Source organism: Streptomyces sp. NPDC059718 (assembly GCF_042733315.1).
Classification (GTDB): domain Bacteria; phylum Actinomycetota; class Actinomycetes; order Streptomycetales; family Streptomycetaceae; genus Actinacidiphila.
Genome location: NZ_JBHWGA010000075.1, coordinates 1 through 14,906, shown reverse-complemented (window position 1 = coordinate 14,906; position 14,906 = coordinate 1). Strand labels below are relative to the sequence as shown.

The 14,906-nt window shown below is 71.4% G+C and carries 12 protein-coding genes; 9 read left to right on the top strand and 3 right to left on the bottom strand.

What is annotated here, in order from left to right:
- Positions 1-25 precede the first annotated feature (25 nt).
- On the top strand, positions 26-886 hold the full coding sequence (locus ACFV3E_RS43550; protein ID WP_500541648.1) for an alpha/beta fold hydrolase: 861 nt from the start codon (positions 26-28) through the stop codon (positions 884-886).
- Here ACFV3E_RS43550 and ACFV3E_RS43545 read toward each other — a convergent pair.
- On the bottom strand, positions 881-1,777 hold the full coding sequence (locus ACFV3E_RS43545) for a class I SAM-dependent methyltransferase (protein WP_500541646.1): 897 nt from the start codon (positions 1,775-1,777) through the stop codon (positions 881-883). The genes ACFV3E_RS43550 and ACFV3E_RS43545 overlap by 6 nt on opposite strands.
- Positions 1,778-1,937: 160 nt before the next feature.
- On the opposite strand from ACFV3E_RS43545, the gene ACFV3E_RS43540 reads away from it, so the two are divergent.
- Positions 1,938-3,824 carry an ABC transporter ATP-binding protein gene (locus tag ACFV3E_RS43540; protein ID WP_500541644.1) on the top strand — a complete coding sequence of 629 codons (1,887 nt, stop codon included), beginning with the start codon at positions 1,938-1,940 and terminating at the stop codon, positions 3,822-3,824.
- Between the two features lie 92 nt (positions 3,825-3,916).
- On the top strand, positions 3,917-5,431 hold the full coding sequence (locus ACFV3E_RS43535; protein ID WP_500541642.1) for a glycine-rich domain-containing protein: 1,515 nt from the start codon (positions 3,917-3,919) through the stop codon (positions 5,429-5,431).
- A 101-nt stretch (positions 5,432-5,532) separates the two neighbouring features.
- Here ACFV3E_RS43535 and ACFV3E_RS43530 read toward each other — a convergent pair whose 3' ends face one another.
- Positions 5,533-8,064, bottom strand: coding sequence for a hypothetical protein (locus ACFV3E_RS43530; protein WP_500541640.1), 2,532 nt, complete (start codon positions 8,062-8,064; stop codon positions 5,533-5,535).
- A 308-nt stretch (positions 8,065-8,372) separates the two neighbouring features.
- Between ACFV3E_RS43530 and ACFV3E_RS43525 the strand changes: the two genes are divergently transcribed.
- From ACFV3E_RS43525 to ACFV3E_RS43510, 4 genes are all read left to right on the top strand, one after another.
- Positions 8,373-9,419, top strand: coding sequence for an aldo/keto reductase (locus ACFV3E_RS43525; protein WP_500541638.1), 1,047 nt, complete (start codon positions 8,373-8,375; stop codon positions 9,417-9,419).
- A 71-nt stretch (positions 9,420-9,490) separates the two neighbouring features.
- On the top strand, positions 9,491-10,243 hold the full coding sequence (locus ACFV3E_RS43520) for an SDR family NAD(P)-dependent oxidoreductase (RefSeq protein WP_500541636.1): 753 nt from the start codon (positions 9,491-9,493) through the stop codon (positions 10,241-10,243).
- A gap of 58 nt (positions 10,244-10,301) precedes the next feature.
- Positions 10,302-11,120: an SDR family NAD(P)-dependent oxidoreductase gene (locus tag ACFV3E_RS43515; protein WP_500541634.1), complete on the top strand. Its 819-nt coding sequence runs from the start codon at positions 10,302-10,304 to the stop codon at positions 11,118-11,120.
- Between the two features lie 93 nt (positions 11,121-11,213).
- A complete protein-coding gene (locus tag ACFV3E_RS43510; RefSeq protein WP_500364399.1) occupies positions 11,214-11,888 on the top strand; it encodes a TetR/AcrR family transcriptional regulator in 675 nt (224 codons plus the stop codon).
- A 23-nt stretch (positions 11,889-11,911) separates the two neighbouring features.
- Here ACFV3E_RS43510 and ACFV3E_RS43505 read toward each other — a convergent pair whose 3' ends face one another.
- Positions 11,912-12,088, bottom strand: coding sequence for a hypothetical protein (locus ACFV3E_RS43505; protein WP_500541632.1), 177 nt, complete (start codon positions 12,086-12,088; stop codon positions 11,912-11,914).
- A gap of 231 nt (positions 12,089-12,319) precedes the next feature.
- Here ACFV3E_RS43505 and ACFV3E_RS43500 point away from each other — a divergent pair, with 231 nt between their 5' ends.
- A complete protein-coding gene (locus ACFV3E_RS43500; RefSeq protein WP_500541630.1) occupies positions 12,320-13,942 on the top strand; it encodes a tannase/feruloyl esterase family alpha/beta hydrolase in 1,623 nt (540 codons plus the stop codon).
- Between the two features lie 43 nt (positions 13,943-13,985).
- Complete coding sequence (locus tag ACFV3E_RS43495; RefSeq protein WP_500541628.1) at positions 13,986-14,576, top strand: DUF308 domain-containing protein; 591 nt, start codon at positions 13,986-13,988, stop codon at positions 14,574-14,576.
- The last annotated feature ends 330 nt before the right edge of the window (positions 14,577-14,906 follow it).

Genomic DNA, 14,906 nt, shown 5'->3' with positions numbered 1-14,906 from the left:
ACCACCGCAGAAAAGGATCTCCGCCATGCCCGTTTTCCCCTCGTACGACGGCACCCAGCTCGCCTACCACGTCCTCGGCTCGGGCCGCCCGCTGGTCTGCCTGCCCGGCGGGCCGCAGGACTCCGTGTACCTCGGTGACCTCGGCGGCCTGTCCGCGCACCGGCAGCTGATCAGGCTGGACCTGCGGGGCACCGGTCTGTCCGGGATGCCGCGGGACATCGCCTCCTGCCGTTGCGACCGGCTCGTCGACGACGTCGAGGCCCTGCGCGAGCACCTCGGCCTCGACCGGATGGACGTGCTCGCGCACAGTGCGGGGGCCAACCTCGCCGCGCGGTACGCGGGCCGCCATCCGGACCGGGTCGGCAGCCTCGTCCTCGTCACGCCGAGCGTCCGGGCCGTCGGCCTCCCCATCACGGGCGGCCTCCGGCGCGAGACGGCCCTGCTGCGCCGGGACGAGCCGTGGTTCCCGGAGGCGTTCGCGGCCCTGGAGGCGATCGTGGCGGGCGAGGCCACCGCCGAGCGGTGGCAGGCCGTCGCGCCGTTCTCCTACGGCCGCTGGGACGAGCCGGCGCGGGCCCACCAGGCGGCGGAACGGGAGCAGATGAGCGACGAGGTCGTGTCCGCCTTCGGCGCCGAGGGCGCCTTCGACCCGGACGGCACCCGTGCCGCGCTCGCCGGGCTGGCGTCACCGGTCCTCCTGCTGGCCGGGCAGGTCGACCTCGGGGCGCCCCCGGCCACGGTCGCCGAGTTCGCCGCGCTGTTCCCGGACGCCGGGCTCGTCGTCCAGCCCGGGGCCGGGCACTTCCCCTGGCTCGACGACGCCGGCCGCTTCGTGACGTCCGTCGCGGGGTTCCTGCGAGGTGAGGCCGTGCTCAGCGCCTCATGACGTCCGGCGCCGGCGGGACGCCGACCGCAGGGCGCGGGCCAGGACCGGCGGGACGAGGTCCTTGGCCAGGCGGCGGGCGGCGGAAGCCCGTTCCGCGAACGGGGACGGGTACCCGTGGAGCGGCTCGTGGCGGGAGAGCGGCAGAGCCGGGGAATTCGCCTTCGTGCCCCTGATGCGGATCAGGGGCACTCCCGCCACCTGGTCCACGGCGTGCCACAGGTCCTGGCGCGTCCCCAGCCACCGCAGCAGCTCCTCGCGGACCAGGTCCGGATCCCCCCAGGTGCCGTAGAGCTTGGTGCTCGTGACCACGACGGGCCTGAGCCCGACCGTCGCCACCGCCGCCCACACGGCGGCGGCGACACCCGGGCAGTGCTCGCTCCGGAAGTCGTCGAAGGCCGCGATGCCCTCCGGGACGAGCAGCTCGCGCGCGGCCGCGATGTCGCCGGAGACGTGCTCGTACAGATGCGAGGCGTCGACGTGCACGAACCGGCAACTGCGGGCGCCGACGTGCGAGGTGATCACCGAGGTCGGGCCCTGCACCATGATGGGGAGCCGGTCGTGGAACGACAGGTAATTGGCCTCGAAAGCACGCCGTGTGAGTGTCGCGTACGCCTTGTTCATCTCGGCGCTGTTGGGATCGTCCACGGCCGGCGAATCCCACAGGTCACACACGGTGAACCGCTCCCCCTCGCGGAGGTAGCGGCCCATGAAGATGGCGCTCTTCCCCATATAGGCGCCGAGTTCCAGCAGGTCACCCGGGCGTTCCCGGTCGTTCTGCCGCCGCAGGAACCAGTCGAAGAGCAATTGGTCCACCGGCCAGAACCAGCCTTCGACGTCCGCGAACCGCTGCGGCCGGGGAATTCCGTCCGCGGTTTCTCCCGAATGTGGCATGAACTGCTCCCTGGAGAGGTGCTCCGCCGAACCGATCGTGAGGATATCGATCTCCCGCCGGTATCGTGGGACGCCGCCTCGCGCCGCGTTCCTGCCGCCGCCCTGCTCGCCGTCGGATATTCCTTGACCTCAAGGCCGGTCGAGGTTCTACGGTCCTTCCATGAGCATGGAGACCACCGCCTGGACCCAACTGCACAGCGTCATGAACGCCACGCAGGACCGACGCCCCCTGGCCCGCTACACCCTGCGCCGTGTCGGCGCCTTCGCCCGGCCGCACCGACGCCGCATCACCCAGTTCGTCCTGCTGAGCATCGTGACCGCGCTGCTCGCCGTGGCGACCCCGGTCCTCGCGGGCTGGATCGTCGAGGCCATCGTCTCCGGCGGCGACCCCGGGCGGGTCACCACGCTGGCCTTGCTGATCGCCGTGATCGCCCTGGCCGAGGCGGGCCTCGGGCTGCTGAACCGCTGGCTGTCCGCGAACCTCGGCGAGGGCCTCATCCTCGACCTGCGCACCGCCGTCTTCGACCACGTCCAGCGCATGCCCGTCGCCTTCTTCACGCGGACCCGCACCGGCGCCCTGGTCAGCCGCCTCAACAACGACGTGATCGGCGCGCAGCGCGCCTTCAGCAACACGCTCTCCGGGGTCGTGGGCAACCTCGTCACCCTCCTGCTGACCCTGGGCGTCATGCTCACCCTGTCCTGGCAGATCACCCTGTTCGCCCTCGTCCTCCTCCCGGTCTTCGTCGTCCCGGCGCGCCGCATGGGCACCCGCATGGCCCGCCTGCAGCGCGAGGCCGCGGCCCACAACGCCGCCATGGGCACCCAGATGACCGAGCGCTTCTCGGCACCCGGCGCCACCCTGGTGAAGCTCTTCGGCCGGCCCGACGACGAGTCGGCCCGCTTCGCCGAACGCGCCCGCCGGGTGCGGGACATCGGCGTACGGACCGCCATGGCGCAGTCGGCGTTCATCACGGCCCTCACCCTCGTCTCCGCCCTCGCGCTGGCGCTCGTCTACGGTCTGGGCGGCCACTTCGCGCTCACCGGCGCCCTCGACGCCGGCTCCGTGGTCACCCTCGCCCTCCTCCTCACCCGCCTCTACGCGCCCCTGACCGCGCTCGCGGGCGCCCGCGTCGACATCATGAGCGCCCTGGTCAGCTTCGAGCGGGTCTTCGAGGTCCTCGACCTGCGGCCCCTCATCACCGACGGCCCCGACGCCCGCCCGGTGCCCTCCGGGCCGGTCTCCGTCGAGTTCGAGGACGTCCGCTTCGGCTACCCGTCCGCCGACAAGGTGTCGCTGGCCTCACTGGAGGAGGTCGCGGTCCTGGACACCCGCGCCGGCGGCGAGGTCCTCCACGGCATCTCCTTCCGCGCCGAACCCGGCCACACCGTCGCGCTCGTCGGCTCGTCCGGCGCCGGGAAGTCGACCATCGCGCAGCTGCTGCCCCGCCTCTACGACGCCGACGGGGGCGCCGTCCGCGTCGGCGGCACCGACGTCCGCGACCTGACGGCCGCCTCCCTGCGCGCCACGGTCGGCATGGTCACCCAGGACGGCCACCTCTTCCACGACACCATCCGCGCCAACCTCCTGCTCGCCCGGCCCGACGCCACCGACGACGACCTGCGCGACGTCCTGCGCCGCGCCCGTCTCGACCGGCTGGTCACCGAGCTCCCCGACGGCCTCGACACCGTCGTCGGCGAACGCGGCTACCGCCTCTCCGGCGGTGAACGCCAGCGCATGACCATCGCCCGGCTGCTGCTGGCCGGCCAGCGCGTGGTCATCCTCGACGAGGCCACGGCCCACCTCGACAGCACCTCCGAGGCCGCCGTCCAGGAAGCCCTCGCCGAGGCCCTCGCCGACCGCACCGCCGTCGTCATCGCCCACCGCCTCTCCACGGTGCGCGCCGCCGACCTCATCCTCGTCGTGGAGGACGGCCGCATCCTGGAACGCGGCACCCACACCGAACTCCTGACGGCGGACGGCCGGTACGCGGAGCTGTACCGGACGCAGTTCCGCGAGGAGGGCCTCCTCCCGGGCACCGTCCGCTGACCCGCGGCGGACGAACCCGCTTCGACCCCCGGCGCTACCGGGTCCGAGGCGCCTGGGATTCGAACAGACCGGACGTTGCCGCAGGGCCCGGGATGTTGACGTGGGGCGTCAGATCGCGTGCGTTGACGGCTCGTTGTCACACGTCGGCGGGCTGTCCGGTCTCCGTAGGTGCAGGCCGTATGACAGTGCGGTCTGCGCCGGTACGGGTTGACCACCCGTGCCGGCGGTGGCCATCGGCCCGGCGTGAAACGGGCCCGGCGCACCCGAAGCGCCCGTCCCAGCGGTGGAGGCGGGCGCTTCGCGCACGTCAGAACGCCCGCCCCCGGAAGGTTGGGGGCGGGCGTTCGCTCGGAGCCGTCGCGCGACGGCGGCCGCCACGGCTTGGTCCGTCCGGCGCGGACGCCGACGACACCGATGACCGTCAGGCCGGTGACCACGCCGAGGACGACCAGGGCCGAGGTCCCGATGCCGCTCACTCGCCCCCGCCTGCAGGCTCGCTGTCACGGTCCGGGCGCATCCGCCGCAGGCGCCGGTTGGCCAGGCAGGCCCGGCCGCGCCGGAACACCAGGTCGGGCGATCACCCGGTCGGCTACCAAATGTGCGACTCACGCTACGCAGAGCGATTCTTGCTGTGGGCTCGCTGCTGTCTCCGACAGCTCTTCTCTCCTGGTGGGCGGCGTCTGCCGCGCGTCGCGGGCCCCCTTGCTGGAGGTGACGTGTTGTCCCGAATAGCCGCGTCTCAGGCGCCCATACGGCGCCGAGACGGTATGCGGATGTGGACGCTTGCCGCAAGCGTGGCCCTGGCGTCCAGTGCTCTGACGGGTGCCGCGTACGCGGGGAGTGCCGACGGTGGTCAGGCCGGCGCCGTGAAGCCCGGCGTTGAGACCGCTCTCGCGGACCCGTGCTTGCTGTTCCCGTTCTTCCCTGGGTATTGCCCCAGCCGCCCGGGGTATCACTGGCACCCGGTGCGCCCCGGGATTCCCGGCCCGCCTGGGCCTCCCGGCCCGCCGGGAGCGCAGGGGCCGAAGGGTGATCCCGGAGGGCCTGGTGTCGCGCCCACTCACGGCCTGGAGGACTTCACCGACGACGGCCAATTCGAGCCGCCCGACGGGGTCACCACGGTCTTCGTCCAGGCATGGGGTGCCGGCGCAGGTGGTTCGGGAAGTGACGTCAACTCTGGATCGGGCGGCGGCGCCGGGGGCTTCGCCTGGTGCGTCCTCGCCGTCCAGGCGGGCACACCGGTCACGGTGGACATCGGCGCAGGAGGAGCAGGCGGGCCCGCGCACACGAGCGGCCAGCCGGGCACATCGAGCACGGTGAACAACGGTCTCGGCGGCGTCGTGGAGGCAAAGGGCGGCCTGGCCGCCCCGGGCAATGCCGGCGGCCTGGGCGGCGGCGCCTCCTGTCCCGGCCAGGGCACGACCCGCGATGGCAACATCGGCGGGGCCGGCGGGACCAGCATTCCGGCCCTGGGGGGCCGTCCGGCAGTGGACGGCGTCATCCAACCGGCACCAGCGTTTGCGGGCATCGGCGGCAGCGGCGGCCCTGGGATCTTCGGGGACGACGGCGCGCGCGGCGGTCCCGGATACGTCGTCATCTGGTGGTAGCCCACGGCCCCCTGCAGGCCGATGTGCGCCGACCGGAGTCCGGTCGGCACGCAGGGCCCCGACCGCGGACGGTCGGGGCCCTGCTCTTGCCGTGCCGCTCGCTACCGCACGTCGACGTAGTCGCCGGTCGCCGAGACGGCCGGGGTGGTGGTCGTTCCGGCGAAGCTGAAGCGCCAGTAGCCGTCGGTAGAGGCGGTGACGGTGGTCTTCAGGGCGCCGGTGGACGACGACTTGACCGTCTTGATCGTCTTGTAGGTGGTGGTGCCCTTCTTGCGGAACTGGATCTTCACCGGCTGGCTGCCGTAGCCCGCGTAGGCCTTCGTGTCCGACTGCCAGTTCGCCTGGGTCAGGGTCCCGGTGACCGTGAGCGTCCTGCCCTTGGCGATCGGCTCGGGAGAGGCGTTCGCCGTGAGCTTGGAGTGGCGCTGCACGAGGACGCTCTTGGCGGCGTGCAGGTCGGTGTGGCTGGTGCCGTCCTTCGACCACGCCCAGGCGGCAACCTTCCAGGTGCCCGCGAGGGAGTTGAGCCCCAGCGTGGAACGCGGCCAGACGTAGGCCACGTGCGTCTCGCAGATCGAGGTGGTGGCGGACTGCGCGGTGCAGGTGGCGGGCCAGGTTCCGAAGAGGACGCCGTCGGGTGCGTCGTACGAGCCGTGGTACAGGAACAGGTCGCCTTCGGCGATGCCGGAGGGGTCGGTGGCGGTGAAGGTCGCCTTGAACTCCTGGAACTCGGCGGTGGTGAGAACCACCGGCTTCCCGCCGTTGACGACCAGATTCGAGATCTTCGTCGTGCCGGCCTGCTCGTCACCCTGGATCCCCGGTCCGCCGAAGGCGCGGATCACGGTGCGCCGGACGCTGCCGCCTTCGTCGTTGACGGCCGTGGCGCGCAGCGAGACGTATGCCGCGGTGGCCGGGACGGCCAGTGTCGCGGTGGTGCCGGTGTCGGTGGGGGTGAGCGGGAGCTGGGTCCAGGTGGTGCCGTCGTCCGTGGAGTACTCCAGGGCGGTGACCGTCGCCGCCGCCTCGGAGCCGCGGGTCGTGGCTGTGACGTCCATGGTCACGGGGGCGGCGCCGGCGGCGTTGCGGGCGTTCAGTCCGGGCACGGCGAAAGAGGTGTCGACCAGGGGCAGCGCGCGGGAGGTGCTGGTGCCCGTGGAGGTGAAGGTCCATTCGTTGCGTACCAGCGTCGACAGGCGAGAGTAACCGTTCCTGCGCGTGACGGTGTGTGTCAGCTGGTAGGTGGCGGTGGTGCTCGGGACGGTGGCGGACAGCCCGGAATACGGCGACAGGCCGTCGGCTGACGCGAGGGTCTGCCCGCCGGAGGTGAGCTGGTAGGAGGACTTCGAGCGGCCGTCGGTGCCGGGGTTGCCTGCCGCGTCGCTCATGGTCGCCGACTCGGTCAGGCTCATCTTCGTGGAGCTGCGGGTGGAGCGGTTGCCTGATGTGCCGGGGCCGAAGGGGGCCGCACCGACGGTGGGTCCGGCCGTGGTGGTGCCGGCGGCCAGGGTGCGGTCGGGCAGCGAAAGTTGGTGCTCGCCGCTGCCGTAGTCGACCAGCCGCGAGTACGAGATGCCCGGGGTGACGTATTCGGTGGTGGTCGCCGCGGTCTTCACCCAGTCGCCGATGAAGACGCCGGTCCACTCGCCGGTCTGCGGCACGGTTTCCAGGAGCCCCCGCATGGCGACGCCCTGGGCACGGATCGGGGTGGTGGCCTTGGCGAGACCCGCCTGGCTCACCGACGCGATCGGCGAAGAGGGCACGGTCTTGTTGAAGGAGTGCAGCAGGTCGTACCGGTACGGACTGGGAGCGGAGGCGGAGGACCCCTTCTTGGTCAGCACCTCATGGATGCGCAGGGACGCCCCGGTGACCGAGAAGGGCGTGGTGTAGACCTTGCCCATGCCGCCGCCCGCGAAGCCCGCCAGGTTGCCGCCGGGGACCGAGATCCATACCGCAGCCGCGGCACGGGCGGCGGTGGTGTCGTCGGTCCTGATGGCCGTCTCCTTGGCCAGCTTCTGGTCGAGTTTCACCGTCAGACCGGAGGTCGTCACGGTGAACGCACGGGTGAGGAGGTAACTGGGCTGCCCGTAGTCGGCATGCAGTGCGACGGCGAAGTAGCTGCCCGGCGCGAGCTTGGCGGTGGCGTCCGGGCCGTAGCCGTCGTCGTTCACCGGTACCGCGGCCCAGTTGGAACGGTTCCACAGAGCGATCGACTTGGTCGTGACGTTCGCGTTGGTGATGGAGAACTTCACCGAGTACGTCGTCGTCGCCTGGACCGCCGCCACGGGCGCGAGTGACGGCGTCGTACCGACGCGCATTCGCGTCCCGGCGACGGGCCGGTTCCGGCTCACCGGGCGGACGCCGACGGAGCCGTCCGTCGAAGTGATGGCGTACTGCCCCGCGCCTTGCCCGTTTCGCTGCGCGATGTCGAGATACCTGCCGCCGACCAGGTCCACACGCTCCCCGGTCGCCAGCCGGGCGGTGTCCCGGGCGTCCTTCATCTGCGCGACCGCCCCGACCACGCCACGGCCCCGCGCGGATTCGGACCCCGCCGCCGACTCGGCGCCGACGCCGACGCCCGAGACGACCAGCGCCGATGCCATGGCCGCGGCGCCCGCCAGCGCCGTCAGCCTCACCACGCGGAGTGTCCGGCGTCTTCTGCGACCCGTTTTCACGGTAGGCGACATCTGTGTCCTCCCCCTGTGACCCCTCGAGCTCGTCGTGACGCGAACCCGTCGGCGGACACCCTAAGTCCGCACAGTCAAGGAACCCACGTCGGGGGCCTGTTGAAAAGCGGCTGTCTCCCGCCGGAAACGTTGCGCACCTCACTCCGGACCGCTGGGACTCGACAAGAGGCCAGTGGACCTTTACCGTGGAGGCAATAAGATTCCAGTGGCCTCTTAAAGGGTCGCCGGACAGGCTCCACGAAAGGGCGGTACAGGGCGTGAACGAAGACACCACCGCGGCAGCGCGTGCGCCACTCGGCGGCTCCGGCATCTCCGTGCGGCCCGTCGGCCTCGGGCTCATGGGGATGTCGCAGTTCTACGGAGCGGCGGACCCGGACGCCTCAGTCGCCACCATCCGGGACGCGATCGAGCTGGGCGTGGAGCTGTTCGACACCTCGGACTACTACGGGGCGAGCAGTGCCACCCCGGGCCGGCCGGTGCCCGGCTTCGGGCACAACGAGGAACTGCTGGGCCGGGCCCTGAAGGGCCGCCGGGACCGGGCGGTCGTGGCGACCAAGTTCTCCGCGCGCCCCACGCCCGAGGGCCGCAGCTTCTTCGACGGCCGCCCCGAGTACGTGAGGGCCGCCTGCGAGGCCAGCCTGAAGCGGCTCGGAACGGACCGGATCGACCTGTACTACTACCACCGGCTGGACCCGGCCGTCCCTGTCGAGGACACCGTGGGCGCCATGGCCGACCTGGTCGTCGAGGGCAAGGTCCGGGGAATCGGCCTGAGCGAGGTCAGTACGGAGATTCTGCGGCGGGCCCACGCCGTCCACCCCGTCTCCGCCCTGCAGAGCGAGTACTCGCTCTGGGAGCGCGGCGTCGAGGCCGAGGTGCTGCCGGAGTGCCGCCGCCTGGGCATCACCCTGGTGCCCTACAGCCCGCTGGGCCGCGGCATGCTCGCCGGAGCCTTCCGCCGCGGGGCCGAGTTCGGCCGCGACGACTTCCGCTCGACGCTGCCCAAGTTCCAGGGCGAGAACTTCGAGCACAACCTGCGGCTGGTCGATGAGCTGGAGCGGTTCGCCGCAGGCGCCGGCGCCACCCCCGGCCAGATCGCCCTCGCCTGGCTGCTGGCCCAGCACCACGACATCGTCCCGATCCCCGGCTCCAAGCGTCCGGACAACGTCCGCGCGAACCTCGCGGCCACCTCGGTCCGGCTCAGCCTCGACGACGTGGCCGGCCTCGGCGCCCTGTTCGACCCCGTGCGGGTCAAGGGCGCCCGCTACGGAGCCCTCAACACCCTCCAGGACGACACCGATAAGTGACGTCCACACCGGACACCGCACGCAGGGGCCCGGCCGAGACCGGCCGGCCCTCTGGGCAAGGAGCACACCTCATGAACTTCGACGACCAATTCGCCGGCCGGACCGCCTTCGTGACGGGCGCGGGCAGCGGCATCGGATCCGACATCGCCCGGCTGCTCACGGCCCGCGGGGCCGCTGTCGCCCTGGTGAGCCGCCAGGAGGAACCCCTGAAGGAGCTCGCCGGTGAGATCACCGCGGCGGGCGGCAGGGCCCTCGTCCTGCCGGCCGACGTCAGCGACGCGCATGCCGTCGAGCGCGCCGTCGCCGAGACCGTCCGCCACTTCGGCGCCCTGCACCTGGCGGTGAACAACGCGGGCACCTCCAGCGTCTTCCACGAAGTCCCCGACCTCCCCGAGGAGGAGTGGAACAAGACCATCGGGATCAACCTCTCCGGCGTCTTCTACGGGATGAAGTACCAGATCCCGGCGATCCGGGAGGCCGGTGGCGGCGCCATCGTCAACGTCTCCAGCGTCTTCGCCGACCGAGGCCTGTCCGCCCGCGCCGCCTACAGCGCGAGCAAACACGGCATGCGCGGACTGACCCGCACGGCGGCCTCCGAGTGGGCACGGCACGGTGTCCGCATCAACGAGCTTCAGCCCGGCGTCATCCCGGTGCCTCGCCAGCAGGGCAACCCCGACGAGGTCGCGAAGATCGCCGAGCGCATCCCGGCCCGTCGGCTCGGCACCGGCGTGGAGGTGGCCAAGGCCGTCGCTTTCCTGCTCTCCGACGAGGCCTCCTACGTCACCGGCGCCCACCTCGCGGTCGACGGCGGGTTCCTCGTCTGAACCACGAAGATTCCGAACCCCCTTTCCCTCACCGAGCAACAGAGACAGAGGCACCACCATGAGCAAGACCTGGCTGATCACCGGAAGCTCCCGCGGCCTGGGCCGCGCAACTGCCGAGGCGGTCCTGGCGGCGGGCCACAATCTGGTCGCGACCGCCCGGCGCGTCGAGTCCCTGAACGACCTCGTCGGCGCGTACGGCGAGAAGGTCCGCCCGGTCACCCTTGACGTGACCGACGCCGCCGCCGCACGGCGGGCCGTGCAGGCGGCCGTGGAGACCTTCGGGCGCCTGGACGTCGTCGTGAACAACGCCGGATACGCCGACATGGCCGCCATCGAGGACATCTCCGAGCAGGCCTTCCGTGACCAGATCGACGCCAACCTCTACGGCGTCGTCAACGTCACCCGGGCCGCCCTGCCCGTCATGCGCGAGCAGGGCTCGGGGCACATCGTCCAGATCTCCTCCGTCGGCGGCCGCGTGGGCGGCCCTGGTCTGGGCGCCTACCAGGCGGCCAAGTGGGCGGTCGGCGGCTTCTCCGAAGTCCTGGCCAAGGAGGTGGCCCACCTCGGCATCAAGGTCACCGTCGCCGAGCCGGGCGCCATCCGCACCGACTGGGCGGGTTCCTCGATGACCACCCCGCCGGTCAGCGAGCCCTACAAGCCGGTTGTCGAACCCGCGATCGCCCGCCAGCGGGCGTCGGACGGCAACCAGACCGGCGCCCCCGCACGGATAGCACAGATCCTGCTGTCCATCACGGAGACCGAGGAGCCGCCGCTGCGTCTGCTTCTCGGCAAGGACGCGGTCCGGGTCGGCCGGTTCGTGGCCGAGACCCTCGCCGCCTCCGACGCCAAGTGGCGTGAGGTGAGCGAGTCCGTATGACCCGGGGCATCAGGCCTGCCTCCCCGGTCGGGGCTTAGGCTTACCGCAGGCGGCGCTGAGTGCAGGCCGAGGAAGTTTCCCGGGGAAGTGACAGTGGCAGACGACCGGTCGACGGAATTTCAGCGGGCGCGAAGCGCCGAGCAGCGCGAGATCCGCAAGCAGGCCATCATCGACGCCGCGACACAGCTCCTGGCGGAGATGCCGGTCGGCGAGATCAGCCTGCGCGAGCTGAGCCGGCGGGTCGGGCTTTCGAAGACCAACGTCGTGCGGTACTTCGAGACCAGGGAAGCGGTCTTCTTCGAACTGCTCAACCGGTCCCTGGCGCAGTGGATCGAGGAGCTGCCCGCCGAACTCCCGTCCGCGGGGGCCCACGGTGCCGCCTCACCGGTGGCCGTGACGAACGCCCTGGCCCGGTCCCTGGCCCGCCGGTCCCTGCTGTGCGACCTGCTGAGCGCGCTGGGGTCGGAACTGGAGCGGAACCTCTCCGCCGAGTCCGCGCGCGAGTTCAAGCTTGCGCACGGCAGGTTGTTGGGCACGCTGGCGGATCTGGTGCAGCGCAACATCACCGCCCTGACGCCGACGGCCGCCCGGGAGCTGGTCTCCCTGACCGTCGTGTGCACGGCCGGACTCTGGCCGTTCGCCCACCCCTCGGAGGCGGTCGCCGAGGCCCAGCGGGACCCCGAGCTCGCCGGCACACGGGTCGACTTCGCCGAACGGCTCGGTCGTACCCTGCACGTCGCCGTCACCGGGCTGCTGACCTTGGGCTGACGCCCGCGGCCGGTCCGGGCGGGTCAGACGGCGAGCCGGGTCGCTCCGCCATGGACGGGGAGGTTCCGGCCGCGGACTGACCGCGCGTCGGGACCGGCCAGGTAGTCGAGGACACCGGTGATGCCGACCGGCTCGCCCGGTCCGTCGAACGGCGGCAGCTGACGCCCAGGCACCCCGGCCGCCACGGCACCGCTCGGCATGGGATCGCATCGAGACCGTGGGTCACACCCTTGGATGCACCCCACACACTTTCGTCACCCCCTTAACCGGTGATACGTTCTGATCAGTCTTGGCGCCCCGAGGCTGCCTCGGGGCACCCCTCGAGGTCACGGGGCAGCCCGTCCGTAGACCCACCCCCGCCCTTCTCATCGTGTGATGTGCACATGTGCCGCTGCAGTCAGGCGCACACCTACTTACCGGATGTGAAAGCAATGAAGAAGAAACTCCTGTCCGTGCTCGCGGCCGGTGTGCCGCTGGCCGCGGCGGTCTACCTGCCGACCGCATCGGCGGAGCCCCGCACCCCCGCCTCGGCCACGCCGTTCGACTGCGCCTACACGCCGGTGCAGGCCCCTGCCGGTACCGAAGTGGAGGCCGTGACGACGTTCCGCGACGAGGGCGGCACCATCAAGGGCACCGGCGTCCTCCAAGGCGAGGTCACCGGCGTCCCGGCCTTCTGCAAGGTGACCGTCACCCTCACCCACCCGGGCGAGGGTGACCACGCCAAGGTGACCACCTGGCTGCCCGAGAAAGGCTGGAACGGCCGCTTCCAGGCACTCGGCGGCAGCGCCTACCTCGCCGGGGACAACGGTGTCGGGATGGGCACCGCGGTCAAGAGCGGCTACGCGGCGACCACCACGGACGCCGGCGTCGGTGACGCCCTCGACGTCAGCTGGGCGCTGAACAGCGACGGCGAGGTCAACACCACTCCGCTGGAGAACTTCGCCTCCCGTTCCCAGCACGAGGCGGCAGTCGTCGGCAAGCAGGTCGTCGACGCGGTCTACGGGATGCGCGCCGCCTACTCCTACTTCACCGGCTGCTCCACCGGCGGACGCCAGGGCTACATGGAGGCCCAGCGCCATCCCGACGACTACGACGGCATCCTCGCCGACGCGCCCGCCGTCAACTGGGACGAGTTCGAGGTCGCCACCCTGTGGCCGCAGGTGGTCATGAACAACGAGAAGGCCTACCCGACCAGGTGTGAGTTCGACGCGTTCACCGATGCCGCCGTCAAGGCCTGTGACTCGCTCGACCACGTCAAGGACGGCCTGGTCAACGACCCGGAGCGGTGCGACTTCGATCCTCGCGAGCTGGTCGGCACCAAGGTCGCCTGCGACGGCCGGGAGTTGACCATCACGGCGGCCGACGCGGCCGTGGTGCGCAAGATCTGGGACGGCCCGCGCACCGCCACTGGTGAGAAGCTGTGGTCCGGCGTCCCGATCGGGGCCGACCTGAACGGCCTTGCGGCCACCAACAAGCCGGACGCGAACGGCAACATCACGGGTGCGCCGTTTCCGGTACCCGCCGCGTGGGTCCAGCTCTGGCTGAAGAAGGACCCGGCCTTCGACCTCTCGAAGATCACCTACAGCCAGTTCACCCAGTTGTTCCGGCAGTCCGAGGCCGAGTACGACAAGGTGATCGGCACGGACGACCCCGACCTCTCCGGCTTCCGCGGGTCCGGCGGCAAACTGCTGACCTGGCACGGTCAGGCCGACCAGTTCATCCCCACCCAGGGCACCGTCGAGTACCGCAAGCAGGTCGAGCGGAAGATGGGCGGCCCCAAGCGGGTCGACGACTTCTACCGCCTCTTCCTCGCCCCGGGCACCGACCACTGCGGTCTGAACGGCACCGACGGCTCGGCCGACGGCCTCGCCGCGCTGACCGCCTGGGTCGAGCACGGCAAGGCCCCCAAGACCCTGCCCGCCACCTTGATCAACGCCTCCGGCCGGAGCGTCACCCGAGACCTGTGCAGCTACCCCGGGGTGTCCCGCTACAAGGGCCACGGAGACCCGGACGTCGCTTCCAGCTTCCGGTGCGTCCTCCCGCCCCGGCACTGACACCGTCGCCGACCATCCGACAACCCGAGAAAGGCCGAACACCATGAGGACGCAGACGGCGACTTCCACCACCCGGGCAACAACCGGAGGACGTTCCTCCCTGCTGAGGCTGTACCTGTGCCGCGGCGTCCTGGCTGTGGTGTGGGCCCTGGTGTTCGCCCGCGCCCATGACTCCGTCGACGCCACGGCGATCACGCTGCTGGTCGTCTACCCGCTGATCGACGCGGTGTCGTCGCTGATCGACTACCGCGCCACCCCCGACGGTTCGGAGCGCGGAGTCACAGCGTTCAACGGCGTGTTGAGCACGTTCGCCGCCCTCGCTGTCGGCATCGCCGGAGCGGGCGGCGTGCAGCCGGTGCTCCATGCGTTCGGCGCCTGGGCGGTCATCTCCGGGGCGGCCCAGCTGGTCGTCGGCCTGCGGCGGCGCGGTTCCGAGCTGGGCAACCAGTGGCCGACCCTGATCTCGGGCGGCCTGTCTTTCCTGGTCGGCGTCTTCTACAACATCCAGGCCGTGGGCGACGACCCCTCGCTCGACGTGCTGTCGACGTACGCCACGGGCGGTGGCGTCTTCTTCATCGCACAGGCCGCGCTGCTCGCCTGGAAGACCCGCCGGCTGCGCACCCGAACCGCCTGACGGCCGTACCGCATCCGTCCCCGGCCCGCGCCCCCCGGCGCGGGCCGGGGACGTGGGGCTTGGCGGGCTTTCGCCGGCGTGGTCCTCGGCGGGAGCGGATGGGCGGCATGCCGCGTACCAGGGGTTCCAGTACCTGTCTGTCGTGCGGGTTCATCCCAGGAATGCCGGCTCCCCCCTGATGGCACGAGCTGCGAAATTCCGGAAGCGGTAGCGCTCGTCGTCAGCAACTCACTCAGCGGCCCCTGCGAAGACGCGAGCCGCTTGAGCGGAGGACGGGTGCCCGGCCCGCCGGGATCAACCCCCCGCCCGCCCCCCAGGGTTATACGGGGA